Source organism: Streptomyces sp. NPDC013157, assembly GCF_042899865.1.
GTDB lineage: Bacteria > Actinomycetota > Actinomycetes > Streptomycetales > Streptomycetaceae > Streptomyces.
The window spans coordinates 58,978-85,159 of sequence record NZ_JBIBAK010000020.1 but is presented as its reverse complement, the minus strand read 5'-3'; the positions used below and the strand labels follow the sequence as shown (position 1 = coordinate 85,159).

15 protein-coding genes are annotated in these 26,182 nt (G+C 74.5%); 10 read left to right on the top strand and 5 right to left on the bottom strand.

Annotated elements, in window-relative coordinates; genetic code table 11:
- Positions 1-34: 34 nt before the first annotated feature.
- Genes ACFY6U_RS42855 through ACFY6U_RS42835 form a run of 5 tightly spaced genes read right to left on the bottom strand, consistent with a single transcriptional unit; the run spans position 35 to position 10,701 of the window.
- Complete coding sequence (locus ACFY6U_RS42855; protein ID WP_390047248.1) at positions 35-781, bottom strand: hypothetical protein; 747 nt, start codon at positions 779-781, stop codon at positions 35-37.
- On the bottom strand, positions 775-3,678 hold the full coding sequence (locus ACFY6U_RS42850; protein ID WP_390047246.1) for a beta-ketoacyl synthase N-terminal-like domain-containing protein: 2,904 nt from the start codon (positions 3,676-3,678) through the stop codon (positions 775-777). The genes ACFY6U_RS42855 and ACFY6U_RS42850 overlap by 7 nt, the downstream gene beginning before the upstream one ends.
- Positions 3,675-8,096 (bottom strand): MupA/Atu3671 family FMN-dependent luciferase-like monooxygenase, encoded by a 4,422-nt coding sequence (locus ACFY6U_RS42845; protein WP_390047245.1) that lies wholly within the window; start codon positions 8,094-8,096, stop codon positions 3,675-3,677. Before ACFY6U_RS42845 ends, ACFY6U_RS42850 begins: the two co-directional genes overlap by 4 nt.
- Positions 8,093-8,866 carry a TylF/MycF family methyltransferase gene (locus ACFY6U_RS42840; protein ID WP_390047243.1) on the bottom strand — a complete coding sequence of 258 codons (774 nt, stop codon included), beginning with the start codon at positions 8,864-8,866 and terminating at the stop codon, positions 8,093-8,095. The genes ACFY6U_RS42845 and ACFY6U_RS42840 overlap by 4 nt, the downstream gene beginning before the upstream one ends.
- A complete protein-coding gene (locus ACFY6U_RS42835) occupies positions 8,863-10,701 on the bottom strand; it encodes an AMP-binding protein (protein WP_390047241.1) in 1,839 nt (612 codons plus the stop codon). The genes ACFY6U_RS42840 and ACFY6U_RS42835 overlap by 4 nt, the downstream gene beginning before the upstream one ends.
- Positions 10,702-11,269: 568 nt before the next feature.
- Between ACFY6U_RS42835 and ACFY6U_RS42830 the strand changes: the two genes are divergently transcribed.
- The 10 genes from ACFY6U_RS42830 (at position 11,270) to ACFY6U_RS42785 (ending at position 26,149) form a co-directional block, all read left to right on the top strand.
- Positions 11,270-13,126, top strand: a complete 1,857-nt coding sequence (locus tag ACFY6U_RS42830) for an asparagine synthetase B family protein (protein ID WP_390047239.1) — start codon at positions 11,270-11,272, stop codon at positions 13,124-13,126.
- Positions 13,127-13,218: 92 nt separating this feature from the next.
- Entirely contained in the window at positions 13,219-14,826 is a 1,608-nt protein-coding gene (locus ACFY6U_RS42825) for a condensation domain-containing protein (RefSeq protein ID WP_390047238.1), read from the top strand.
- The gene (locus ACFY6U_RS42820) at positions 14,823-16,217 is read left to right on the top strand and encodes an MFS transporter (protein WP_390047237.1); all 1,395 of its coding nucleotides are present in this window, start codon (positions 14,823-14,825) and stop codon (positions 16,215-16,217) included. The genes ACFY6U_RS42825 and ACFY6U_RS42820 overlap by 4 nt, the downstream gene beginning before the upstream one ends.
- 9 nt (positions 16,218-16,226) lie before the next feature.
- On the top strand, positions 16,227-17,741 hold the full coding sequence (locus tag ACFY6U_RS42815; RefSeq protein ID WP_390047235.1) for a condensation domain-containing protein: 1,515 nt from the start codon (positions 16,227-16,229) through the stop codon (positions 17,739-17,741).
- A 265-nt stretch (positions 17,742-18,006) separates the two neighbouring features.
- Positions 18,007-19,023, top strand: coding sequence for an amino acid--tRNA ligase-related protein (locus ACFY6U_RS42810; protein ID WP_390047233.1), 1,017 nt, complete (start codon positions 18,007-18,009; stop codon positions 19,021-19,023).
- A gap of 59 nt (positions 19,024-19,082) precedes the next feature.
- Complete coding sequence (locus tag ACFY6U_RS42805) at positions 19,083-19,928, top strand: class I SAM-dependent methyltransferase (RefSeq protein WP_350790012.1); 846 nt, start codon at positions 19,083-19,085, stop codon at positions 19,926-19,928.
- A 68-nt stretch (positions 19,929-19,996) separates the two neighbouring features.
- Entirely contained in the window at positions 19,997-20,914 is a 918-nt protein-coding gene (locus ACFY6U_RS42800; protein ID WP_390047231.1) for an FAD binding domain-containing protein, read from the top strand.
- A complete protein-coding gene (locus tag ACFY6U_RS42795) occupies positions 20,911-23,766 on the top strand; it encodes a molybdopterin-dependent oxidoreductase (protein ID WP_390047229.1) in 2,856 nt (951 codons plus the stop codon). The genes ACFY6U_RS42800 and ACFY6U_RS42795 overlap by 4 nt, the downstream gene beginning before the upstream one ends.
- The gene (locus ACFY6U_RS42790; protein ID WP_390047227.1) at positions 23,763-25,019 is read left to right on the top strand and encodes a His/Gly/Thr/Pro-type tRNA ligase C-terminal domain-containing protein; all 1,257 of its coding nucleotides are present in this window, start codon (positions 23,763-23,765) and stop codon (positions 25,017-25,019) included. Before ACFY6U_RS42795 ends, ACFY6U_RS42790 begins: the two co-directional genes overlap by 4 nt.
- A complete protein-coding gene (locus ACFY6U_RS42785) occupies positions 25,016-26,149 on the top strand; it encodes an LD-carboxypeptidase (protein ID WP_390047225.1) in 1,134 nt (377 codons plus the stop codon). Before ACFY6U_RS42790 ends, ACFY6U_RS42785 begins: the two co-directional genes overlap by 4 nt.
- Positions 26,150-26,182: the final 33 nt, after the last annotated feature.

The following is a 26,182-nucleotide window of genomic DNA, read 5'->3' as shown; positions in this document are numbered from 1 at the left end:
GAAGGTCGTGTGCGGTGCCCGTGAGGGTGCGGGACTACGCCGGGGCCCGCTCGTGGCCGGTGAGGGCGCCGTGCGCGGTCAGGAAGGAGACGACGGCTTCGGCCGTGCGCGGATCCCGCAGCAGGTCCGTGCGGTCGCACATGACCCGCAGGCCGTCGCCGGGCGTGTGCGCCGACAGGATGCGCAGGGTCGGGCCCGTGCGGTCGGGCGGCGGTGCGTGGTGGGCGGCCAGCAGATGGGCCAGCCACCGCAGTGCGGAGTCCGTGACCGCCGAGGTGAGGTCGTCGACCTCACCGGTGGCGGCCCCGTCGGCGCGCAGGGCCGCGCCGACGTGGTCCGACAGCCGGGCCCGCGCCGCGCTGAGGAAGGCCCCGGGATCCGGGACCTGCGCGGCCAGGTGCCGCACCTCCCGGGGGTCCGGCCGGACGCCGAGCTGGGCCAGGGTGGCGCCGTAGGCGGCCAGGACGGTCGCGGCGGTCACGGGTTCGGCGTCGAAGAGCACCAACGGCGCCGCACGGCCTCCGCGCCCGGCTCCGGCGGCGAGTACGGCGGCCAGCGGAGCCGAAGCGCAGTAGGCCAGCACCGCTCCGGCCGATCCCGGTGGCCTCCCGGCGGACAGCGCGGCCAGGTACCGGCCGGGCGGGAGGGGCGGCGGCGGCACGGCGAGCAGGTCGCGCGCTCCGGGCAGGCCCAGCTCGGACACGCGGGCCTCCGGACGCTCCCCCGGGTAGTCGAGCACCAGCAGGGGCCCGTCATGCCCGGAGCCCGCCGGGCTCACCACGGGAACCTCCGGCGGGCGAAGGGGTGGCCGGGCAGCGGGGCCCGTGGGCCGGGGCCGTTCAGCGCGGCCCAGTCGAGCGGGGCGCCGCGCCGGTACAGCGCGGCGAGCCCGGAGGGTCCCCAGAGGTACCAGGCGCTGTCGGGCAGCACCCGGCGGCCGAAGTCCCGCAGCACGGGCGTCGGCGCGATCTCCACGAAGTCCCGGGTGCCGGCGGCGCGCAGGGTCCGCAGCGCGGGGTCGAAGAGCACCGGGTACCGGACCTGACGCACCAGACAGTCCGCCTCGGGGACCGTCCCCGCGGGCAGGCACTCTCCGTCGGCCGCGGAGGCCCACGGCATGCGCAACGGATGCCAGTCGAGGTCCCGGGCGTGCTCGGCCAGCCGGTCCAGGACCGGTTCCATGAGGTGGGAGTGGTACGCGGTCGTCATCGGCAGCCGCCGGTGGGGCACCCTGTGCCGGTCGAGCCAGGACTCCGCCCGGTCCATCAGGGCCTCCGGGCCCGACAGGGTGTGCGAGGTGGGCGCGTTGTGGGCCGCGAGGTCCGCCCCCGTCGCCGCCGCCGCGTCGAGCGCCACGTCCACGGGAGCACTGATCGCCAGCATCCGCCCGGTTCCGGTGGACCGGGTCAACTCCTCGCGCACCAGCGCGAACCGGACCGCCTCGGCGAGCGGCAGGGCACCCGCCGTGCACAGTGCCGCCAGCTCGCCGAGGCTGTGCCCGACGACGGAACCGGGCCGTACCCCGGCGGACTCCCACAGCCGGGCGAGCGCGACCTGGAACACGACCTGGGCCGCCTGGGGCCGGTCCAGGACCTCGCCGAACGGTTCCACGACGGACCGGAAGACCGCCTCGTCCCGGAGGGCTTCGAAGTCCACCGCACCGGCGCCCTGGCCGCGGAACGCGAACGCCGCCGGACCGAACGCGACCGGACCCTCGCCGTGCTGCGGCTCGTCCCGCTGCGGTGCGGCGAGCGCGGCGTCCAGGGCGTCGGCCACCTCGCGGGACGTCCGCCCCGACACCGCCAGACGCGCGGCCGAGCGGGGCGGCCCGGCGTGCAGCCGCCTGGCCACGTCGCCCGCCGGGACGTCGTCGTGCCCGCGCAGCCAGTCGCGGAGCTGCTCGGCCCGGCGCCGCAGCGACGCCTGGTCCGGTGCGGCGAGCGGCACGAGCACCTCCCGCCCCGGGGCGCCCGCGACGGCGGGGGCGGGCGGTTGCTCCAGGACGACGTGCGCGTTGGTGCCGCCGAACCCCAGGGAGCTGACGCCCGCCCGGCGCGGTCCCGGCCCGGCCGGCCACGGTGCCCGTTCGGTGACGGGGAAGAACGGGCTGTCGGACCACGCCAGCCGGGGATCGGGGACGGTCGTGTTCACCGTGGGCACCAGTTCGCCGTGGCGCAGCATCAGTACGGTCTTGATCAGACCGGCCATGCCCGCGCACGTGTCGAGGTGCCCGACCGACGGCTTGACCGAGCCGAGGCCGGTACGTCCGGTGGGACCCGGCCCGGCGGTCAGCGCCTCGGTGAGGGCCCGGAACTCGATCGGGTCGCCGACGGCGGTACCGGTGCCATGGGCCTCCAGATAGCCGATCGTGTGCGGCTCGGCGCCGGCGCGCTCCAGGGCGTGCCGGACCGCAGCCGCGTGCCCGCGGACGGACGGGGCCGTGAAACCCGCTTTGGCCCGTCCGTCGTTGGTGACCGCCGACCCCAGGATCACCGCGTGCACGGTGTCGCCGTCGGCCAGCGCCCGCTCCAGCGGCTTGAGGAGGACCGCGGCGACGCCGTCCCCGCCCAGGGTGCCGTCGGCGGCGGCGTCGAAGGCGCGCACGACCCCGCTGGGGGACAGGATGTACTCCGGGTCCGGCGGCCCGTCGGGCACGGGCGTGCGACGGACCGCCGCGGCACCCGCGAGCGCCAGGTCCGCGTCGCCCGTCAACAGGGCCTGGACCGCCAGGTGCACCGCGACCAGCGAGGTGGAGCAGGCGCTCTGCACGGTCACGGCCGGGCCGGTGAGACCGAGGTGGTAGGCGACCCGGGTGGCCAGGAAGTCCCCCTGGCCACCGATGAGTTCCGCGACCGCGTCAAGGGGGTCGCCGGTGGCGTCGGCCCGCAGGAAGTACGGAGGCTGCGGACCGTAGAGGTTCATGCCGGACCCCGCGAAGACACCGATCCGGGTCCCGTCGTCCGGGTCCGGACAGCCGCCGTCCTCCAACGCGTGATAGCAGGTCTCCAGGAGCAACCGGTGCGCCGGATCCGTCCGTTCCGCCTCGCGCGGACTCACTCCGAAGAACGCGGCGTCGAAGGAATCCACGTCGGACAGCGGCTCACCGACCGAGCAGACCCCGGCCCGCAGGTTCCGCCAGAACGCGTCGATGTCCGGCGCGCCGGGGAACCGGGCGGCCATGCCGATGACGGCCACCCGCCGATCCACGACCGCCGGCCGATCCACGACCGCCGGCCGATCCACGACCGCCGGCCGATCCACGACCGCCGGCGCGCCGATCCGGGCCGGGGGCCGCGGCTCGGTCCGGTCGGTGCCGTCGAGATGCCGGGCCAGGGCGGTCACCGTGTAGTGCTCGGTCAGCGCGGCGGCGGGCACGGGCCGGTCGAACTCCCTCTCCAGGCGCACCCGCAGCCGGGTGCCGAGGAGAGAGGTCAGGCCCAGCGCGCGGAAGGGGACGTTCCGCTCGACCGGGCCGCCACCGAGCAGACCGGAGAGGGCGGCGGCGATGCGCTCCTCGGTGCCCCTCTCCGCGGCGCTCCGCTCCTCGGTGCCGTGTGCCGCGCCGCCGCGCGCCTCCGCGGCGGTCGACCCGACGCCCCGCTTCTCGGCGGCGGTCAACGCATCGCCCCGCTTGTCGGCGGCGGTCAATGCATCGCCGCGCGTCCTGGTGCCGGTCATCGCACCCCCTCGAAACGCCGGGCGAGGGCGCGGATCGTCGGCGCTCTCAGGAACTCGGCCATCGGCACCCGGTCGCCCGTCTCGGTGCGGATCCGCTCCAGCATCCGCACGGCGTTCAGGGAGTTGCCGCCCACCTGGAAGAAGGACACCTCCGCGGGAAGGCTCTCCGCCCCCAGTTCCAGGCACCACAGCCGGTGCACCCGTTCCTCCTCGGACGTGGCGGGCGGACCGCCGGCCGGCAGCGTCTCGGCGACGCCCGAACTCCGCAGCAGGTCCCGGTCCAGCTTCCCGTTGGCGCCCACCGGGAGCCGGTCCACGGCGAACCAGGCCGCCGGGACGAGATGACCGGGCAGCGATTCCGCCAGCCCCGCCCGCAGGACGGACACCCAGTCCTCCAGCGGCTCCCGCAGCACCACGTGCGCGACGAGCCGCGGTTCCGGCTCGTGCTCCGCGAGCACCGCCGCCCCGGCCACCTGGGGCAGCGCGTTGAGCGCCGCCTCCGCCTCGCCCGGCTCGACCCGGAACCCGCGGATCTTGACCTGGTCATCGGTACGGCCGAGATGGTCGAGGGTGCCGTCGCGGTTCCAGCGGACGACATCCCCGGTACGGAACCAGCGCCGGGTCCCGTCGTCCACGAAGCGGCGCGCGGTGAGGGCCTGGTCGCCCGGGTAGCCGTCGGTCACCTGCTCCCCGCCGACCAGCAGCTCTCCGGGCACCCCGGGTGGGACCGGACGGCCGTCGCGGTCCTCGACGCGCAGCAGCACGCCGGTGACGGGGCGTCCGATCGGCGGACTCGGCCCGTCGTCCGGGGTCACCAGGTGTTCGGTGACGATGATCGAGGTCTCGGTCGGACCGTACTGGTTGAACAGACGTGTCTGCGGCTGGGCTGCCAGGAACCCGCTGAGCGGGGGCAGCATGCGCAGGGGTTCACCCGCGCAGAAGATCTCCCGCAGCGAGGGCATCGGCCCGGCGCCTCGCAGGAGCGCCGCCAGCGGTGTGCCGGGCAGGCAGAGGCGTGCCACCTCGTGACGCCGCACGATCTCGCCCACGGTCGCCGGATCGAGGCGGTCGGCGTCGTCCAGGAGGACCAGTTCGGCCCCGACGGCGAGCGTCCCGAAGATCTCCTGCACGCTCACGTCGAAGCCGGGGGAGGTCCACTGGAGCGTGCGCAGCGCGGGGTGCGCCCGCGACTGCCAGCGCACCAGCGCGACCGGACCCCGGTGCGGCACCGCGACCGCCCGGGCACCGCCCGTGGTCCCCGAGGTGAAGATCAGGTAGGCCGTCGAGCCGGGGTCGGTGCGCAGGCCCGGCGAGGTCGCCGGGAAGCCGGGATCCGCCTGCGGGTCGGTCAGGACGAGCACGGCCCCGCTGTCGCGCGCCATGGCGGTGCGCCGCGCCTCGGGCAGCGCCGGATCGATGGGGACGTACGCCGCCCCGCACTTGAGGACCGCCAGCACGGCGGTGATCAGTCCGGCTCCCCGGGGCAGGAGGATGGCCACTGTGCTGCCGGGGGACACCCCTTCGCCGATCAGGCGGTGGGCGAGGCGGTTGGCGGCGGCGTCCAGCTCGCCGTACCGGGTCGTGCCGTGCGGGCCCGACAGCGCGATCGCGTCGGGCGTGGCGGACGCCGCCCGCTCGAACAGTTCGTGCAGACAAGCCGGTTCGTCGGCCCCGACGGCCAGGGCCGAGGAACCGTCCTCGGCCCGCTCGGGCTCCGCGTCCCCGGACCCGTCGTGGGACGCCACGAACCGCGCGTCCGCCTCGGTCAGTCCGGTCAGCGCGGACAGGGCGCCCGCCGAGTCGGTGAGTCCCCGTCCGAGCAGATCCTCGGTGTAGCGCAGCAGCCGGGCGACGGTCTCCGCGTCGAAGAGGCGCTCGTCGTACTCCACCGTGCACCCCAGGCCGTCCGGGCGCGCCGTGAAGTAGAAGGTCAGGGCGAACGGCGCCTGCGCGCGCGGCACTTGCAGAATCCGGGCGGACAGACCCCCGCCGCCCAGGTCCGCGTCGGCCGCCTGCTCGTACTCCACCAGCACGTCGAACAGCGGGTTGGTACCCGGGACCCGCTCCGGGTTGACCGCCTCCACCACGGCGTCGAGGGGCACGTCCCGGTGCTCCAGCGCGTCCATGACCGCGCCGCGCACCCGCCGTACGAGACCGGCGAAGGACGGGTCGCCCGACAGGTCCAGACGCAGGGCCAGGGTCTCCACGTACATCCCGATCCGGTCCTCGGCGCCCGACGGGCGGTGGGAGACCGCGGTGCCCAGCACGACGTCGTCGGTGTCGCCGAAGCGGCCGAGCACGGAGGCGACCGCGCTCAGCAGCGTGGTGAACGCCGTGGCGCCGACCGAGCGGCCGAAGGCGCGGACGCGCCGGGCGAGCGCGCCGTCGAACTCGTGCGTGAGGGTCGCGCCGAGCGCGGGGCGCGAGACACCGCGCGGCCGGTCGAGGGGCAGCCGCAGCACCGGGGCACCGTCCAGCAGTCTCTTCCAGAACTCCAGACCGTCGCCGGCCAGGGGCGTGTCCGGGACCGGTGCCGGGGAGAGCGGAGGCAGCAGAGCGGCCTCGCCCCGATGGCACGCCGCGAGATCGCGGAGGAAGACCATGGTCGACTGCGCGTCGAAGACGCTGTGGTGCGCCACCAGATACAGCAGATGGCGGTCAGGACCGAGCACGCCCAGCGCCACCCGCCACAGCGGACCGGTCGTCAGATCGAAGGGTGCCGAACCGTGCGCCGCGTGCAGCGCGGCCACCGCCTCCTCGCGCGTGCGCCCGGTGAGATCGGTGACGGGACAGTCCGGGGTGAACGACGGCCCGACGATCTGCCGGAGGACACCGTCCTCCTCCCGGAAAGCGGTGCGCAGCGCCTCCTGGCGGTCCACCACCGCGCGGAGCGCGTCGAGCAGCGCGTCCCGGTCCAGCGGACCCTCCAGCTCCACGGCCTTGGGCTCGTTGTGGACGGCGCGTCCCGGGTCCATCCGGTCCATCAGCCACATCCGCCGCTGCTGCGGGGAGGCGGGCGCGGCCACGGCAGGGGACGGTTCGTCCGCGGCGACGGCAGGGGACGGTTCGTCCGCAGCGACGGCAGGGGACGGTTCGTCAGGTGCGACGGCAGGCGACGGTTCGTCCTTGAGTACGGCCAGGTGGGGGAGACCCGCCAGCATGTCCGCGGCCGGAAGGCCGAAGTCCACGAACGCGCCCACCTCGTCCACGCCCGCCCGCACCAGCGCGTCCAGCACCGGCCGCACACCGTGCGGGGAGCCGATGAGGGCGCGGGTCGCGCAGTAGCGGTCGTAGGCGCGTTCCAGCAGGAACTCGACGTCGTCGGCCGGGGTCCGGGCGAGGTCCACCTCGACCCCGAGGCTGCGCACCGCGTTGTCGAACAGGGAGAGCGAGGACATCAGATAGGCGCGGAACGGCCCGTATGCCTCCTGCCGTGCCCGCTCGGCGTCGCCGCGCAGATAGGTGTGGACGAGGACGGTGACCCGGCCTCCCCGCGGGTCCAGCCCGCACTGGGCGCGCGTGCTCCGGTACAGCGCGATGTTGCGCGCCAGGTCGTCGACGTCCTGCTGCATCAGGTTGGTCACCACGCCCACGTCCTCGCGCGCCGCCCGTTCCCAGCTCGCGGGGCTGGACAGGACGGCCACGGACAGCGGCGGCCGTGACTGCACGGGCGCCGGGAAGAGGGTCACCTCCACGGTGTCGCCGTCGCCGGAGACACCGGTGTGCGGGGTGCCCGACCACAGCCGGCGCACGGTGTCCAGGCGTTCGTACATCAGCTCGCGCCGATCCTCGAAGTGCTCGGGCGCCAGGACGAAGTCGCCGGAGTGCCAGCCGGACGCCACGCACAGCCCGGCCCGGCCGCCGGAGAGGTTGTCGACCATCGCCCACTCCTCGGCCACCCGGACGGGATGGTGCAGGGGCAGCACCACCGAGCCCGCGTGCAGCCGGATGGAACGGGTGCGCACCGCGAGCGCGGCGGCCAGCACCGCCGGGTTGGGGAACAGCCCGCCGAAGGAGTGGAAGTGACGCTCGGGCACCCACAGGGAGTGGAAGCCGTTGCGGTCGCCGAACTCGGCGGCGGCCAGCAGCGCCTCATACCGCGCGGGTCCGTCCCCGTGCGGGTAGTCGCCGAAGAAGTACAGGCTGAAGTCGACGGACCCGGCCGCCGGCGAGCTGCCGGAGACGTCCGTGTCCGGGGCGAGCCGGGCGGTCACCGAGCGGACGGACAGCTCGTCCTCGAAGAGCGCGCGGACCGGCAGCCGCACCCCGAACCGGTCGTGGACCTTCCGGGTCAGGGCGAGCAGCACCAGCGAGTCCGCCCCCAGAGCGATCAGCGGCCGGTCCGGGTCGACGGAGTCCACCGGCAGCCCGAACACCTCGGCGACGAGGGCGCGCACGGCGGGGAGCGTTGCGTTCACGGGGTGGTTCCTTCCGGGGGCGTCAGGCGCCAGAAGGCACCCAGTCCGTCGATGTCCTCGATCTCCTCGGTCACCCCGTGGCGCTCGCGCCAGTCGTGCACGGCGGCACGGCAGGCCGGGATGTGGTAGTCGTCGACGATCACGAATCCGCCCGGGGACACCTTCGGGTGGAGGAGGTCGAGGGTCTCGACCGTGGAGGTGTACAGGTCGCTGTCGAGCCGGAGCACCGCCAGCTTCCCGATCGGCGCGGCGGGGAGCGTCTCGTGGAACCAGCCCGGCAGGAAGACGATCTGGTCGTCGAGCAGGCCGTACCGTTCGAAGTTCCCCCGCACGGTGTCCAGGTCCACGGCGATGACGTCGTTGTGGGTGTGCGCGGCCAGCGCGCGGTCGGCCGGGTGGGTGTCCGCGTCGGGCAGCGGCATGCCCTGGAAGGAGTCGGCGACCCACACCCGGCGGTCCGTCACGCCGTGGGCGCGCAGCACCGCCCGCATGAGGATGCACGCGCCGCCTCGCCAGACGCCCGTCTCGATCAGGTCGCCCGGCACGCCGTCCGCCAGCACCCGCTCCACGCAGAACTGGAGGTTGTCCAGCCGCCGTCGGCCGATCATCGTGTGGGCCTGGCTGGGCCAGTCGACGCCCAGTCTGCGGTTGAGCGGTTCGTAGACGGTGGAGGGCGCCCAGCCCGCGGGGATCGGCGGATCCTCGTAGATGGTGTTGGACAGCACCTCCTTCATGAGGTCCAGATACAGGTCCAGCGTCCGCGGGCTCATGCGTCCCCCACCGGGTCGGGCGTCTCGGTCAGTCGTCGGGCCAGCTCGCGCACGGTGGGCGCGGACAGGAAGCTGTGCAGGTCGATCCGGGCCGGGTAGCGGGTGCGCAGCCTGGCCAGGACCAGCGCGGCCGACAGGGAGGTGCCGCCCAGCGACTGGAACGGCTGGTCCCGTCGGATGTCCGTGTGGCCCAGGACCGCCGACCACACCGACGCGACGTCCCGCTCCACGGTCCCGGTCGGCGGGTCGCCCGCCGCGTCGGGGCCGGCCGGGGCGGGCAGCCGCGCGCGGTCGACCTTCCCGTGCGCGGTCAGCGGGAGCCGGTCCACGGCCTGGATCCGCGCGGGCACCAGATGGGCGGGAAGCGCCGCGGCGAGCCGGGCCCGCAGTCCCGCCGTGTCCCCGGCGACATGAGCCGCCAACTGCGTCTCCCCGGCGACCTGTTCGGCCGTCACCGCGCACTCGCGCACTCCGGGCAGGCCGCCGAGGACCGCCTCCACCTCCGCCGGGTCGACCAGATGGCCGCGGATCTTGACCTGGTGGTCGACCCGCCCGAGGAAGCGCAGCAGTCCGTCCGGATCCCGTGCGACGAGGTCGCCGGTGCGGTAGGCGGTGGCGGTCCGGCCTCCGTCCGCGGTCCGCGCCGAGTCGTCCGCGGTCCGCGCCGAGTTGTCCGTGGTCCGCGCCGAGTTGTCCGTGGTCCGCGCCGAGTCGTCCGCGGTCCGCGCCGAGTCGTCCGTGGTCCGCGCCGAGTTGTCCGTGGTCCCCGACGGGCTGTCTTCGGTGCCCGCCGAGTCGTCCGTGGTCCGCGCGGAGCCGTCGGCCGGGACGAAGCGGCGTGCCGTCTCCGCAGGGTCGTTGAGGTAGCCGTAGCCCACACCCGGCCCCGTCAGCCACAGCTCCCCGTCGACGATCCGCGCCCCGAATCCCGGCAGCGGGGTGCCGATCGGCGGCAGGTCCGGCCAGGACGCGGGCGGGCCCGTCAAGGTGTGTGCGACGGCCACATGGGTCTCCGACGGACCGTAGTGGTGGTGCAGCCGGCATCCGGGCAGCTCCTCGAAGAAGCGCCTGAGCCCCGGCGTGATCCGGAGTGCCTCGCCCGCCACCGCCACCTGCCGCAGCGAGCGCGGGACCGTACCGGTGTACGGCGCGAGCGCGGCGAGCCGGTCCAGCACGACCGGTGGTACGAACAGCCGCTCGATCCGCCACGCCTCCAGCAGTTCCGCCAGCCGCACCAGGTCCCGGCGTTCCTCCTCGGCGGGCAGCCGCAGTGCCCCGCCGCTGCACAGCGCAGTGAACACCTCCTGCACGAATACGTCGAAGCCCAGCGGGGCGAACTGAAGGGTGCGCAGCGGCCTGCGCGAGGTGCTCGCCAGGGTCCAGTCGATCAGCGCGTCGACGGCCCGGTGGGGCATCCCCACCGCCTTCGGCCGTCCCGTGGAGCCGGAGGTGAACACCACGTACGCCAGCCCCTCCAGGGGCGGGCCGGGGCGTCCGGGACGCAGTTCAAGACCCGGGGCCACCACGAACCGGGCCCCGCTGTCGCGGTGGATCCGCCGGATCCGGGACGGGGGGTAGCCGGGGTCCACGACACAGAAGGCGCCGCCCGCCCGCAGCGTCGCCAGGACGGCGACGAGCAGCTCCGCGGTGCGGCCCGTACCGACGACCACGACCTCGCCGGGCCGCAGTCCCCGCGACGTCATACGGGCGGCCAGCCGTCCCGCCCGCTCCCACAGCGCACCGCGGGTCAGGACGCCGTCCGCCGACTCCACCGCGGGGGACTCGGGACGGGACCGTGCCCGCTCCTCCACCAGCTCAAGAACGCGTGATTTCACCTGCGTCTCCTCCAGGACAGGACACCTCGGGCCGCTGCCGGAGCCCGGCGGGGCCAGGACCCCCGCTGCGCCAGCAGTGCACCAGAGCGGTGTTCCGGGTTCCGGGCCGAGCGGGTTCCGGCCCGGTGTCCGGCCGTTTCCGGCCATGCCCGCCTGCGCGGGGTGGCGGCGACACCGGGAGGTGAACGGTGCAGGGGCGCCGGGCTGTTGAAGGGAAGTGCGGGGGAGTGACTGGCCAGGGGGTGCGGGGGGAGTGGTGGCGGTGATTGCCCAGAGGCCGTGGGCCGGAGTGACGGGGACCGTCCAGAGGCCGTGGGCCGGGGTGACTCCGACCGTCCAGGGAGCGCGGGTCGGCGCCGCGGCGACCGCCGAGCGTGGGGGCGGGGGACCGGGCGCGGCGTCGAGCGGCAGCGTTCCCGCACCGTGCCCTTCGCGTTCCGGGGCCCGCTCGGCGGAGCCCTCCGGTGGAATCCCGACGGAGGGTCGCCCGGTACCGCCCCCACCTAGCGTGACGGCGTCAAGGCGACGCGGACCAGCCGGTCCGGGCCAGCGGGTCCGGGGGCATCGCGTGGCGCGCAGCAGACGGCCGTGGGCGAGGTGGGACCGGGTGGCGGGCATCGCGGGATGGACCGACGGACAGCGTGATCTGACACGCGCGGACGCTGAGGTGACCGGGATGCTCACCGGCCTGCGGGTCCGGGCCCCGCACGACGGCGGCACCTGGAGCGAGCCGCGTGCCGCGCTCGTCCAGCGCGGCGACCCCGTCCGGCGCGGGCCCGCCGCCCCGGCCACCGTCCGCGAGGACGGCCGGACCGTCGCCGTCGCCGTGTGCGACGGCCATCTGCGCAACGCAGCGGCCCTGTGGGACGCGCTCGGCGCCGGCCGCCGCCCCGGTCCGCACCCGCCCTCCGCCTCGGAGGTGATCGCGCGGGCCTACCTGCGCTGGGGCACGGGACTGGCCGAACGGCTCGAAGGACTCTGCTCGTTCGCCGTCTGGGACACCCGGTCCGGTGACCTCGTGCTGGGCCGGGACCGGTTCGGCGTCCGTCCCCTGAGCTGGATCCGCACGCCCGGCGGCGTGGTCTTCGCCTCCGATGTCGCTGTCGTGACCGCGCACCCCCTGGTCACCCCCGAGGCCGACGCCGACGCCCTGTGCGCCCTGCTCACCCTGATGCGCGAGGACGGCCGCGGCGCCCTGAGCGGTGTCAACGAGGTCCCGCCCGCCACCGTGCTCCGCTTCACCCCGGACGGCGCGATCCGCGCCCGCGCCTACTGGTCCCTGGAGGCCCACGAACACGTCCTCGACGCGGACGCCACCGCCAAGGAGGCCGACCGGCTGCTGCGGGCCTCGGTCGCCGCGGACATCGAGGACGACGACACGGCCGTGCTCCTCTCCGGCGGGCTGGACTCCAGCGTGCTCGCCGGACTGGTCGCCACCGGGACCGGGCGCCGGCCGGTCACGGGCACGGTGTCCTTCGCCCGCACCACCTCCCGCATCCCCGACCGCCCCTTCATCGAGGACGTCGTCCGCTTCTGGGACTGCGACCACGAGGACGTCGTCGTCGACATCGACCAGGTCCTCGACTCCGCGACCCGCGAAGAGGTGCTCGCCGCGAAGGACTACCCCACCCCCTGGGGCGACAAGAACGTCACCCCGTACCTGCTCAGCCGGTCCCTCGCCACGCACTGCGCCGTCGGGCTCTCCGGCGAGGCCGCCGACACCATGTTCGGCGGCCTCTACGGCGACCTCGACGGCGTGCCCGAACTGACCACCTTCCCCTGGCTGGAACAGGCCCGTCGGTTCGGCGTCGCCCACGGCATCGGCACCGGCCTGTTCCACCCCGACCTGCTGCGCGTCCTCGACGTCGACGGATACCTGGAACGTGTGTTCCGCACCGCGCTCGATCGCGTCCCCGTCCTCCCGGACGACTCACCGGGCCGCCGCACCGTACGGCAGATCGACCATCTGACGGTCACCCGGCTGCTGGAACAGACGATGCTGCACACCGAACGCCTCGGCGCCGCCGCCGGGGTCCAGATGCGGTTCCCGTTCGCCGACCACGCGCTCTACACGTTCATGTACAACGTCCCGGTCGCGATGAAGTTCACCGGCGGACGCACCAAGAGCATTCTGCGCGACCTGGCCCGCGACCTCGTGCCGCCCTCCGTCCTGGAACGCCGGAAGTCCACCTTCCCCGCCCTCTACGACGACCGGTACAAGGCCTTCGTCACCCGCCGCCTGCGCGACCTGCTCGAGGACCCGTCGGCACCCGTGCACGCCGTCACGGACCTCGACGCCGCCGCCCGGGTGGCCGACGACCCCCGACTCCTCGACCGGGGCGGGTGGTTCGGGCGCGCGGACGTGGAGATGCTCCTCCAACTCGACGCCTGGCTGCGCCGCCACCAGGTACGGCTGCGGATCTGACCCGGCCGCCCCTCCGCCGGCGAGGACGCCCCACGCGTCCGGCGCCCCTCATCACGACACCACCACGCGTGGAACCCGGGAGACGACCTTCGATGAACACCACCCCGAACACCACCCCACACACCACCCCGCACAGCGTGCCCCTTTCCGTGGGGCAGGAGGCCATGAAGGTGGCCTGGCAGATCGATCCGCGGCAGTGGACCAACATCATCCCCGTCCCGCTCGCCGTCGACGGCGACCTCGATCCCGCCCGACTGCGCCACGCGGTCGACCGCCTGGGCACGGCGTTCCCCCAGCTCAGGGGGCGTGTGACGGGCAGCCCCGGCGGCCACCGGCTGGACTGGGGCGACGCCCCGCCGATCCCCGTCACCGAGATCACCTCGCACCTCGCCCGCGACGAGGCCGTACGCCTGGCCTGGCAGACCCCGTTCGACCTGCGCACCGGCCCGCTGGCCCGGGTCCAGCTCCTCACCGGCCCCGACTGGAAGGTCCTGCTGCTGACGTTCCACCACATCGTGGCCGACGGCGCGTCCGTGCTGCTCCTGCTGGAGGCCCTGCGCCGGGCGTACGCAGGGGAACCGGTCGACGTGCCCGGCGACCCCCGCGCCCTCCAGGCGCACGCCCTGCGCTCGGTCCGGCTCGCGGAGGACACCGACGGCGAACGCCACCGGGCCTACTGGGCCGCCGAGCTGGGCACCGGGATCACCCCCCTCACCCTCCCGGCCACCCCCGCCGACCCGCCCCGCCCCACCATGCTCAGCGACGTCCTGCCCGACGACCTGGTCTCCGGACTGCGCCACCGCGCCGAGACCTCCGGCGTCTCCTACGTCACCACCCTGATGGCGGGCTACTACGCCCTGCTGCGCCGTCACACCGGTGCCCAGGACGTCCTGTCGTTCCTGCCCTTCCACGGCCGCACCCTGGAGGAGACCCGGCAGCAGGTCGGCTATTTCGTCAACCTGCTCCCGGTGCGCGCCCAGGTGAGCGCGACCGACACCTACACGGACGTGATGCGCCGGCTCCGCGGACGGGTCAAGAGCGCCCTCGCCCACGGCGACCTGCCGCTGCCGACGATCATGCGCAGCGCCGGACTGGTGGGCCCGCAGGCCCGCGAACTGACCCACCGCAGCATCTTCCAGTACTGGCACGCGGGCCTGCGCGACGGCCTGGACGTCATGGACCTGCGGCTGGACGCGCCCGGCTGCCACGCGGTGCTCAGCCTCCAGGACATCGAGAGCACCGCCGGTTTCACCCTGGCCGTCATGGTCCGCGAGGACAGCGCCGGCACCCATGTGCTGTGGAAGGACCCCGCCGGAGCCCTGGGAGAGCCCCTGCTCAAGGCCCTGGCCACCGACTACCAGGACATCCTCTGGACCGTCGCCGACGACCCCGACACCCCGGTGGCCGGGATCCTCTCGAACCCGGCCTCCGGTGCCGTGTCCGGCACCGGCCCGGCCGACCCCGCGCACACCGACGACGACGCCCTCGCCACCATGATCGGACTGTGGCAGGACGTCCTCGGCATCGACGACGTCCGGCCCGAGGACAGCTTCTTCGAACTGGGCGGCCACTCGCTCCTCGCCGAGAGCCTGATCATCGAGGTCTCCCGCCGGTTCGGCCGCGAGGTGGACCTGAGCGTGCTGTTCAGCCTGCCGCGCCTGGCGGAGTTCACCGAACACGTGGTCGGACCGCGCCCGTGAGCGGCACCGGCACCGCCCCCGACACCAGCGCCGCCCGCGGCGCCGGCCTGTGGCGCCACCCGGCGCTGCGGGCCGTGCTCGCCGCGGAGTGCGTGTCGATGCTCGGCAGCTCGCTGAGCGTCGTCGCCGTGCCGTGGCTGATGCTCACCCGGACCGGATCGGCCGGTGCCATGGGCGTGGTGATGGCCGCTCAGATGGCCGGGACCACCCTGATCGGCACCCTGGGCGCCTCCTGGACCGGTCGCGCGGGACCCCGCCGCGTGATGCTCCTGGGCGATGCCTGCCGCGGGGTACTGATCGCGCTCGTCCCGCTCCTGGCCTCGGCGGGAACCCTCGCGGTGCCCCTGACCACCGCGGCGATGTTCGTCTTCGGCGCCGTGATGGCGCCCTACTCCGCAGCTCAGCAGGCCACGCTCTCGGACGTCGTCGGCGAGGACGGGACACTCCTGAGCCGGGCCACCGCCGCGCTCCAGGGCGCCATGCGGCTCAGCATGATGCTCGGACCGCCCCTCGCCGGCGTCCTCGTCGCCCTGTTCGGCCCGGTCCCCGTGATCCTCGCCGACGCCGCCAGCTTCGCCCTGTCGCTGCTGGTGCTCCGCCGCTTCCTCCCCCCGGCCGTCCCGTCGCCGCCCCCTCCCTCGCGGCTGGGCACGGCGGGCGTACGCGCGCTGCTCGCCGATCCCCTCACCGCCACCTGGTCGCTCGCCCTCGTCTGTTCCGAGTTCGCCTGGCAGGGCCTGTTCGCGGCCCTGCCGGTCGTCGCCCTGGAGTTCGGCGAACGCGGGCCCACGGTCGCCGGGGCGCTGTCCGGTGCCTTCGGCGCCGCCGCCCTCACCGGAACCCTGCTCGTCGGCCCCCTGCTGCGGCGCCTGTCCGCACCGGTGCTCGCGGTCGGCGGCCGGGTGCTCCTCGCTCTCTGCTTCCTGGTCCTGCCGCTGCCGCTCGGGATCACCGCCGTGTTCGGCTGCCTGGTCCTCGCCGGACTCTTCAACGGCGTCTCCAGCGCGCCGGTCGCCGCGGTGCGTGCGCTGCGCCTGCCGGGCGCCGTCCGGCCCGAGGCGCTCACCGTGGCCACCGCCGTCGCCCTGGCCGGGGGCACCTGCGGACTGCTGGTCAGCGGCACGACGATCCGGGCGGAGGGAGCCCGAACGCTCTTCGTCGTGCTGGCCCTGGCCCAGGTGACGGCGGCGTTCCTGCACCTCGCGGGCTTCGCCGCGGACCGCCGTTCCACCGGTGCGGGACCGCGGACGCGTGCTCCGGGCCCGGCGCCCGACCACGACGGCGCCGCCCCGATCGCGAATCCCGGGCCACCGCTTCCCGGGCAGGCGCCGGGCCGGACGGCGCTCGCGGCCCGTGACGGCGCACCGCCCGCGCAGCCCCGCGATTCCTGAGGAGTTCCGTTGACCGCCCGACCCGCCGAAGTCCCGGCCGAATCCTCTGCCGGAGTCCCGGCCGAAGCGCTGACCGAAGTCCCGGCCGAATCCTCTGCCGGAGTCCCGGCCGAAGCGCTGACCGAAGTCCCGGCCGAATCCTCTGCCGAAGTCCCGGCCGAAGCGCTGACCGAAGTCCCGGCCGAATCCTCTGCCGAAGTCCCGGCCGAAGCGCTGACCCAAGTCCCGGCCGGTGCCCCCGCCGACGCCTCGCCCGACCTCTGGCGCGGCGTCCCGCACCGGATGAGCATCGGCCTGCGCCACCAGCTCCGTGACGACGGTTCCCTGCCGTCGGAGAACCTGACCTGCTTCCTCTTCGCGTTCCCCGGCGTCGACATCGACGTGCCCCGCCTCGAGGGGGCGCTGGCGCGTGCCGTGGTCCTCAATCCCGCGCTCGCGCACCGCTACCGGGTCGACCCCGACCACGGACCCCAGTACCGCGAGACGGCCTGGCGTCCGCGGGTGGACCTCGTCGAGCCGGTCGCCGCCGACTGGGAGTCCACCCGGGCGACCGCCCGCCGTCTCGCGGACGCCGAGATGACCAGGCCCTTCGACCTGCGCGACGGGCGCCTGCTGCGGGTCACCCTGGTGCGGCACCCGGGCGGGGAGGGCTGCGTCCTGGTCGTCACGGCCGATCACACGGTCTGCGACGGGATCTCCTACGCCCGCTTCCTCGACGACCTGTCCACCGCGTACCGCGACGGTGACACGACCGGAACCGACCGCGCCCGGCCCCGTGCCTCCCTGGCCCGGGTCGCCGCCGCCGAACGCCGTGCCCTGGCCGGCGCGGCCCGCGACGAACTCTGCGACGCGTGGCGCCGACGACTGCCCGACGGCATCCCCGACATGGTGCTGGCCCGGCCCCTGTCCTGGACGGAGTGCACCCGGGAGGGCGAGCAGGCCGCCACCGTCCTCACCGGCGCCGCCTACGAACGACATGTCCGGCAGGCCGCCGAACTGGCGGTGTCCAGCTTCATGCTGGCCACCGCCAAGCTGCTGCACGCGATGCGCCCCAGCGTGCTGGGGCCCGGCCTCTCCTTCTTCTCCCCGCTGCCCGGACGCTTCGTGCCCGCCGCCCGGGACGTGCTCGGCAATTTCGTCAGCGTCCTGCCTGTCACGGTGCGGGAACCGCGGTCCGCCGACCTGACCGCCATGGCCGAGGCGGTCCGCGAGAGCGTGCTGTGGACCCTGCGCCACCAGGGCGTCCCCTTCGACGTGATCCGGGACGCGGTGGGCAACGGCGGCGCCGGGAACGGGGAGTTCGCTTACGAACGCCGGTCGGTCTTCATCTCGGGGAACCCCGTCATGCGCCTGGAACTGGAAGGCGTGCGCGGGCAGTTGAGCGTACCGACGCTGTCCGACGCCATGTTCGACCTCAGCCTGTGGATCTCGGACACCGGCGACGAACTCCGCTGCAGCGGCGTGTTCCGCAAGCGCCTCCTGGACCGTTCCCTCGTGGAGACCTGGCTCGCCGCCCTGGGCTGAGCCGGGATCAGGAGCCCACGTGGTGCGCTCCCCGTGGCCCGGTGCGGGAGGGCCGCGCCCCACGCCGTACCCATCGCTTTCCCTACGTCCCGCGCACCCGGCGGTGGCCACGGAACGAACGGCAACGGAACGGGAATCGCCGGGTGCCAGGCTGCGATCAGTCGAACGGCCGCCGGTAGCGAGGACCAACCGCCCGGTCGCCGGCGACCCCCCTTCCCCGATCCCGTCCCTGACGGGCGTGCGCGAAAAACTGGAGGTCCACGGTATGTCGAAAGTCGATTCACGCCCGCCGCAGGGGTCGCTCACCGAGGCCCTGCCGCGCTTCCTGCGGATCCTGGACGACCCGCTGTACACCTCCCTGGTCGACCTCCAGGACCTGGTGAACTACGAGACCGCCGCGTTCTGGCGGGCCCGGCAGGTCAAGGCGCTCCACCTCCCCGTCACCACCTCCTCCATCTCCTCGCCGATGGGCCTGGGCAGCGACTCGCTGCCGGTCCAGGTGGACCTCTTCGGCGTCCCCACCTACCTCGCCGACTCCATGCAGTTCCTCCTGGAGTACGGCTGCCGCATCGCCGACCAGGGCTGCTACTACCTCATGCCGAGCTTCCGCGGCGAGGAGACCGACGCCACCCACCTCAGCCAGTTCTTCCACAGCGAGGCCGAGATCCCCGGCGGCCTCGACGACGTGATCGCGGTGGCCGACGCCTACCTGCGTCACCTCACGGAGGCGGTCCTGCGAGAGCTGGAGGGCCCCGTCGCCCGGATCGCCGGCGGCGTCGAGCACCTCACCGACTTCCTCGCCAAGCCGACCGCCCGGATCACCTTCGACGAGGCCGTGACCGCCCTCGACGGCGACCCGGAGTACTTCGAGTTCCACGACCAGTGGCGCACCATCACCAGGGCGGGGGAGCGCCGGCTCATGGAACTGCACGGTCCCGCCGTGTGGCTCACCCACTTCGACCACCTCTCCGTCCCCTTCTACCAGGCCACCGACGCCACCGGCGCCAAGGCCCTCAACGCCGACCTGCTCATCGGACCCGGCGAGGTCGTCGGCTGCGGCGAACGGCACACCGACGCCGCCCACGCCCTCGGCGCGCTCGCCGCACACGGCGTCTCGCCCGACGACTACGACTGGTACCTGCGGATGAAGCAGGAGAAGCCCCTGCACACCAGCGGCTTCGGCATGGGCGTGGAGCGCTTCTTCATGTGGGTCCTGCGCCATTCCGACGTACGCGACCTCCAGCTCCTGGAGCGCGCCAACGGCCTCCCCGCCACCCCCTGACCCCTCCGGCTCCACCTCTCGGCCCGGACATCTCCCACCCCTCTCACAAGGAGCACCTCATGAACCTCGGCGACCTGACCGCCCAGCAGATCCGCGCGATGAACTACAACGAGCTGATCTCCGTCGTGCGCGAGACCAACCGCCCGCCCGGCGGCGTGAAGACCATCTCCCACCTGGCCGTCGGAGCCCACCTCGACAAGGACAGCCACGTCCTGGAGATCGGCACCAGCACCGGCATCACCGCCATCGAGCTGGCCCGTCTGGTGGGCTGCCGGGTCACCGCCATCGACATCAACGAGCGCAGCATCGCCGAGGCCAGGCGCCGCGCCGAGAGCCTCGGCGTGGACCACCTGATCACCTTCGAGGTCAACGACGCCACCGCGACCGGTTACCCCGACGACACCTTCGACCTGGTCTTCTGCGGCAACGTCACCTCCCTCATCCCGGACCGCGCCAAGGCGCTCGCCGAGTACTCCCGGGTGGTCAAGCCGGGCGGGTTCATCGCCGCCATCCCGATGTACTACGTCAAGCAGCCCTCCGAGCAGCTGCTCGCCGACGTCACCGCCGCCATCCAGGTCACGGTGGAGCCCCTGGAGGAGTCCTACTGGCTGGACTTCTTCCTCGGTGACGGCCGCATCCCGTTCTCCCGCGAGCAGTACACCTTCGACTGGATCTCCGACGAGGTCGTGGAGTCCTTCATCCAGGACATCCTCGCCCGTCCGCACCTCGACGAGCTGAGCGCCGAGGCCCGGGAGGTCCTGGCCGAGCAGTACGCCGTCTACATGCGGCTCTTCCGCGACAACCTCGCCCAGATGGGCTACACCGAGCTCCTGGTGCGCTGCGAGGCGGACGAGCTCGGCGAGCCGGAGCTGTTCGACTCCAGCCCGGTCCTCCCGCGGCCCTGACCCCCGCCCCGCACCGGATCCCCCGGGCTCCGGTGCGGGCCCCGTCCCGAGAGAGGGCGTCGTCGTCCGTGAAGCTCCCCCCGATCGCCCATGTGGCGCCCCGGCGCCTCGGTGAGGCGGTGTCCCGCCTGGCCGACGCCCCGCCGGGCCAGGCCCTGCCGCTGGCGGGCGGCCAGAGCCTCGTCCCGCTGCTGGCGTCCCGGGACCGTACGCCCCGCCTGCTGGTGGACCTCCGCGACCTGGGGGAGCTGACCGGGGTCGGCGAGCACGACGGCTTCCTGCGGATCGGAGCCATGACCCGCCAGCACACCCTCGCCACCCACGCCCGTATCGGTGCCGCCGCCCCCCTGGTCGCCGAGGCCGCGGCCCGCACGGGCCACGCGTCCGTCCGGCACCGCGGCACCTTCGGGGGCACCCTCGCCCACGCGGCCCACCCCGCCCAGCTCGTCGTCGCCGCGTACGCCCTCGACGCACGCCTCCTCGTCAGCGGTCCCGGCGGCGCGCGCACGACCGCTCTGCGGTCCCTCTTCGCCGGCCCGGGACTGCGGCACGACGAGATCCTCACCGCCGTCGAGCTGCCCCTGCGCGGGCCGGGCAGCGGCCACGCGTTCGGCCAGTTCGCCCATCCGGTCGGCGGCCGGCCGGTCGCCTCGGTCGCCGCGGTCGTCGACACCGCACCGGACGGCACCGTGCTGCGGGCCGAAGTCACCGTCGGCACCCGGGTCTCCCCGCCCACCGCGGTGGACGTCACCCACCGGCTCCGGGACGCCGGCGCCGCCGCCGGGGAGACCGTGCCCACCGGCCCGGGACAGCCGCAGCGGCAGGGACCTCCCGCCGCGTACTGCCGGCACGCCGTACGGGTCCTCGCGGACCGCGTGCTGACCGAGGCGATCACCAGGGCACGCCGCCCCGGCGCGGGCGCACCACCCGTACCGAGCGGCTCCGGCCACGACGCACCGCCCGTACCGACGCGGGAGACACCATGACCTGCACACCCGGCACCGCCCCCGAACCACCCCCGGGCGAGCCGCACCGGTGCGGGACCCTCGCCGACCACCTGCGCGACTGCCTCGGACGCAAATCCGTCCGGCTCGGCTGCGAGGACGGCGTCTGCGGCTCCTGCACCGTGCTCCTCGACGGCCGTACGGCCCGCGCCTGTACGGTCCTCGCCGCGCAGGCCGAGGGGCTGCCCGTCCGCACCGCCGAGGACCCGGGGGACCCGCTGATGCGGCACCTGCGCGAGGTGCTCTGGGCCGAACACGCCTTCCAGTGCGGATTCTGTGCCGCCGGATTCCTCATGGAGATCCACGCCCTGCTCACCGAGCACCCCGACCCGACCGAGGAACAGGTCCGGCACCGGCTCGCGGGCAACCTGTGCCGGTGCACCGGCTACGAGAGCATCGTCCGCGCCACCCTCGCCGCGGCCCGCACCTGGACACCCGCTCCGCCGGGCGGCGCGTCCACGCCGTCCGTTCCCGCCGCGACCACCTACCCCGCCATCGGCACCAGCGCCCTGCGCGCCGAGGACCGCACCGTCCTCGACGGCCGCGCCCGCTTCATCGCCGACCTCGACCGTCCGGGCGTCCTGCACGCGCGCTTCGTCCGCAGCACCCGCCCGCACGCCCGCATCACCGGTCTCGACATCGAGGCGGCCCGTACCGCGCCCGGGACGGTCGCGGTCCTCACCGCCGCCGACCTGCGCGGCAGCCTCAACCCGATCACCATCGCCTGCCCCCTGGAGGGCTACACCGCCCCCGGCTTCACCCCGCTCGCCGAGGACCGCGTCCGCTTCGAGGGCGACCCCGTCGCCCTGGTCGTCGCCACCGGCCAGGCGGACGCGGAGCACGCCGCCTCACTCGTCGTCGTCGGCTACGACGACCTGCCGCCCGTCCTGGACGCACGTGCCGGCGCCGACGGCGCGCACCAGCCCCTCTTCCCCGACCTGGACGGCAACGTCCTCTACACCGAGCACCGCGTCCACGGCGACGTGACCGGCGCCTTCGCGCGGGCCGCCCGCGTGGTGCGCCACCGGCTGAGCCAGGAGCGGGTGCAGAACGCGCCCCTCGAACCCCGGGGCGGCCTCGCCTCCTACGATCCCGGCAGCGGCCGGCTCACCTACGACGTGGCGTCCCAGTCGCCGACCTCCCACCGGCAGTACCTGTCCGACGTCCTCGGCCTGGACCTCGACCTGGTCAGGGTCCGCGTCCCCGCGAACATGGGCGGTTCCTTCGGCATCAAGGGCGGGGTGTTCCGCGAGGACATCGCCGTGTGCTGGGCGAGCCGTCACCTGGGCCGCCCCGTCCGCTGGATCGAGGACCGCCGCGAACACCTGATCGCCGCCGGACAGGCCCGGGGCGAGGAGATCGACGTCGAGGCGGCCCTGGGGGCCGACGGCGAACTGCTCGCCCTGCGCGCCGATCTCGTCGTCGACCAGGGCGCCTACCCCGTGCCCCCGGTCGCCAGCGCCGTCTTCGTCGCCATCGTCGGCTGCCTGATCCCGAACGCCTACCGCGTGCCCGCCTACGAGTTCACCGGCCGCCTCACCCTGACCAACCGCACCCCGTACGTCGCCTACCGCGGCCCCTGGGAGATGGCGACGTTCGCGGCCGAACGCACCATGGACCTGATCGCCCGCGCGGTGGGCGAGGAACCCGCCGACTACCGGCTGCGGCACCTCGCGCCGGTGGACGGCCCCGATCCGCGCATGATCACCGGCGCCCGGCTCACCGACGTCCCCGCACTCGGCTCGACCCTGCGGCGGGCCCGGCACGAGGCCGCCGTCGCGGAGTTCCGCACGCGGCAGGCGGCGGCCCGCGCGCAGGGACGGCTGCTCGGACTGGGCGTCGCGACCCTGCTGGAACCCGCGCCCGGCCCGTGGAGTCTGCACGAGGCGATGGGCGCCCACATGGGTCCCGAACCCGTCCGGGTCCTCTTCGGCCCCGACGGCCGCGCGCAGGTCAGGACCGGACAGATCCCGCACGGCCAGGGCCATGTCACCACGCTCGGGCAGATCGCCGCGACCACCCTGGGCCTGCCGCTGGACGCGGTCGACGTCGTGCACGGGGACACCGACCTTGTGCCCTACAGCCTGGCCGGGACCGGCGCGAGCCGGGCGGCGGCCCTCGCGGGCGGGGGAGTGCTGCGCGCCTCCCGCACCCTGCGGGCCAACCTCCTGACGGCCGTCGGGCGCCGCACCGGACTCGCCCCCCTGGACCTGGACGTCGTCGCCGGGAAGGTCGTGGACCGACGCGACGGCCGCACCGTGGGCACGGTCGCCGACCTGGCCGCCGCGTGCGTCGCCGCGGAAGGGGAACGGGCGCGGCTCGACGTGAGCGAGGTCTTCGACAGCGAGGAGACCGGCTGGGCGGAGGCCACCCACTGCTGCTGGGTCGAGGTGGACCCCGAACTGGGCACGGTCGCCGTCGACCGCTACCTCGTCGTCGCGGACAGCGGACGCATCATCAACCCGGCGATCGCGGACGGACAACTGCGCGGCGGCGCCGTGCAGGGCATCGGCACCGTGCTCCAGGAACGGTCGGGGTACGGACCCGACGGCGCCCAGCTCTCCCGCGACCTCACCGAGTACCTGCTGCCCACCACCCGCACCGCGCCGGCGATCGACGTCGTCCACCTGGAGTCCCGGCGGACCGGCGACGTGCCCTTCCGCGGCCTCGGTGAGGGCGGCGCGGTCCTGGCCCCCTCGGCCGTGGTGGGCGCCGTGGAGGACGCGCTCGCGCACCTCGGCGTCCGCCTCACCGAGCGCCATCTGCCGCCCTGGCGCCTCCTGGACCTGCTGGCGGCCCACCGGATCCCTACGCCCGTACCGGAGTACCGATGAGACTGAGCAGGATCCCGCACAGCGAACTGCTGGGCGCTCCTCTTCCCGATCCCGACGACACCGAGGCCGACCTCGCGCACCACCTGGGACTGGCCCGCTTCACCGACGCCGGATTCCCCTGGTTCGCCCCGATCGGCCAGCGCCTGGTCACCCACATCCGGCAGGTCGTCCGCAGAGAGATGGAACGCGCCGGGTACGCCGAGTTCCGCGGACCCGCCGTGCACCGCGTCGAGACCCTCGCGCCGGCCGGGTGGCTGGAGCGGTTCGGCGGCGAACTGATCGGCTTCAGCGCCCCGTTCGAGCAGTACACCCTCGCCGCCACCAGCGAGGAGCCGCTGCTGAGCTGGATCGGCTCGGCGGGCCTCGCCTCCCACCGGCAGCTCCCCATGCGGCTGTTCGAGTTCCGGGAGATCTTCCGGTTCCGCGACCGGCCGCAGAGTATTTACAACTCCCGCCAGTTCCAGTGCTGTCTGTTCGCCAGCCTGGACACCGACCACACCGCGTACCTCGCCAGCGCGGCGCACGCCCAGCGCACCGTCCGCGCGGTCCTGGACCGCCTGCGGCTGCGCGCCGAACTGGTCCGCGACGAGGCCACCGGCGGCTTCGAGTTCATCTTCCCCTACGCCCGCGGCGACCGTCCCCGCAGCCGCACCATCCCCTACCACCGCGACGCCGCGCGCCCCAGGACCGCCGAGGACGACATCCCTCAGGGCGGAGTCGCCATGGGCTACGGCTACACCCACACCCCCGCCTTCGACGTCCGCTTCCGCGACGAGGACAACCAGCTGCGGACCCCGGTGATGGGCACCTACGGCATCGGCGTCCAACGCTGCGTGCTGGCCCTGCTGGAACAGCACCGCGTCGCCGAGGGCGTCGCCCTGCCCGCCGCAGTGCGGCCCTTCGACGTCACGGTGACCGTCCAGGGCCGCGACCCCGGCACGACGGAAGCGGCCGAGCGGGTCTACCGGATCCTCCTCGACGCCGACGTCAGCGTCGTCCTCGACGACCGGCACGGCGCGTCCATGGGCAGCCGGATGCGCTTCGCCGACGCGGTGGGCGTGCCCTGGCGGGTGGTCGTGGGCCGCGACGCCGCCGGGAGCGGGACCGTCCGCCTGCGCGGCGCGCGCGGCACGGGTGAACCGGAACGAACCCTGACCGTCGACGGCCTCCTCGACCACCTGGCCCTGCGCGGCCACGAGGAGTGGACCGCCGGCCCCGACCGCCGCGACGAGGAGATCGGAGCGACCGCATGACCACGACCACCGAACCGAGTACGACCACCGAACCGAGCACGGGCACCGAACCGAACACGGCCACCGAACCGAACACGACCCCGGCCGCGCCCGGCGGCGCCACGCCGGCGCGCTGGCCCGCCGCGCTGCCCGCGAACGCCACGCTGGGCGTGTGGGCCTCGAGTTCCCCGGCCCCGGTCCTCTTCCCGCGCCGCTTCGCCCGGGGCCTCGCCGCGCTGCGCCGACGCGGACACGCCGTCGTCGTCGGCGACTCCTGCCGGTCCGCACAGGGCCCGGGCACCCTGCCGCCCGCCGCGCTCGCCGAGGAGCTGCACACACTCCTGGAGGAGACCGACGGCGTGATCGCGGCCGTCGGAGGCTGGACGCTCACCCCCGTCCTCCCGTACCTGGACTTCGACCGCATCGGCCGCGCGGGCAAGCCGCTCGTCGGCTACAGCGACCTGACCTCCCTGGTCAACCTGGTGCCCCACCGGTCCGGACTGATCGCCTTCCACGGCCCCATGGTCGTCTCCGAATGGGGCGAGGCGGACGGCCCCTGGGAAGCCACCGAGACCGAGTTCGACCAGTTGCTCGGCGCGCGGCACCCCTGGACCGAGCGGACTGTGCCGACGGCGGGCGACTGGTCGGACGAGAACCTCTTCTGGGACCGTGAGGACGACCGGCGCCGCCACGGCAACAGCGGCGCCCAGCCGCCCCGCACCCTGCGGACCGGTACGGCCGAGGGGCCCCTGTGGGGAGGCTCCCTCCTGGTGCTCGGCCTGCTGCTCGGCACCCCCCTGTGGCCCGAACCCGCCCCCGGCTCGATCCTGTTCCTGGAGGCCGACGGCATGGCCCCGGACGAGTTCTGGGCGCGCCTGGAGCAGTTCCGCCTGGCCGGTGTCCTCGACCGGGCGGCCGGTGTGGTCCTGAGCCGGATCAGCGGTCCGCGGCCGACGTCCTCCGGATTCGCCGGGCACGACGAGACCCTGCTGCGGATCCTGCCGGACGGCCTGCCCGTGGCCGCGGGCCTCCCGCTGGGCCACGCCGACCCGATGGTCACCCTCCCGGTCGGCGGCACGGCCCGCCTCGACTGCCAGGACCCCACCGCTGTACCCCGGTTGAGTCTGCTGCGCCCGCGGCCCGCCGGGTGACCACCGGGGCCCCGCGTCCACCGCCGGTACCGG

Excerpts from the sequence above, each read along its gene's own strand:
- ACFY6U_RS42850 (WP_390047246.1), bottom strand. The coding sequence starts at position 3,678 with ATGACCGGCACCAGGACGCGCGGCGATGCATTGACCGCCGCCGACAAG.
- ACFY6U_RS42840 (WP_390047243.1), bottom strand. The coding sequence starts at position 8,866 with ATGAGCCCGCGGACGCTGGACCTGTATCTGGACCTCATGAAGGAGGTG.
- ACFY6U_RS42825 (WP_390047238.1), top strand. The coding sequence starts at position 13,219 with ATGAACACCACCCCGAACACCACCCCACACACCACCCCGCACAGCGTG.
- ACFY6U_RS42810 (WP_390047233.1), top strand. The coding sequence starts at position 18,007 with ATGTCGAAAGTCGATTCACGCCCGCCGCAGGGGTCGCTCACCGAGGCC.
- ACFY6U_RS42805 (WP_350790012.1), top strand. The coding sequence starts at position 19,083 with ATGAACCTCGGCGACCTGACCGCCCAGCAGATCCGCGCGATGAACTAC.
- ACFY6U_RS42795 (WP_390047229.1), top strand. The coding sequence starts at position 20,911 with ATGACCTGCACACCCGGCACCGCCCCCGAACCACCCCCGGGCGAGCCG.
- ACFY6U_RS42790 (WP_390047227.1), top strand. The coding sequence starts at position 23,763 with ATGAGACTGAGCAGGATCCCGCACAGCGAACTGCTGGGCGCTCCTCTT.
- ACFY6U_RS42785 (WP_390047225.1), top strand. The coding sequence starts at position 25,016 with ATGACCACGACCACCGAACCGAGTACGACCACCGAACCGAGCACGGGC.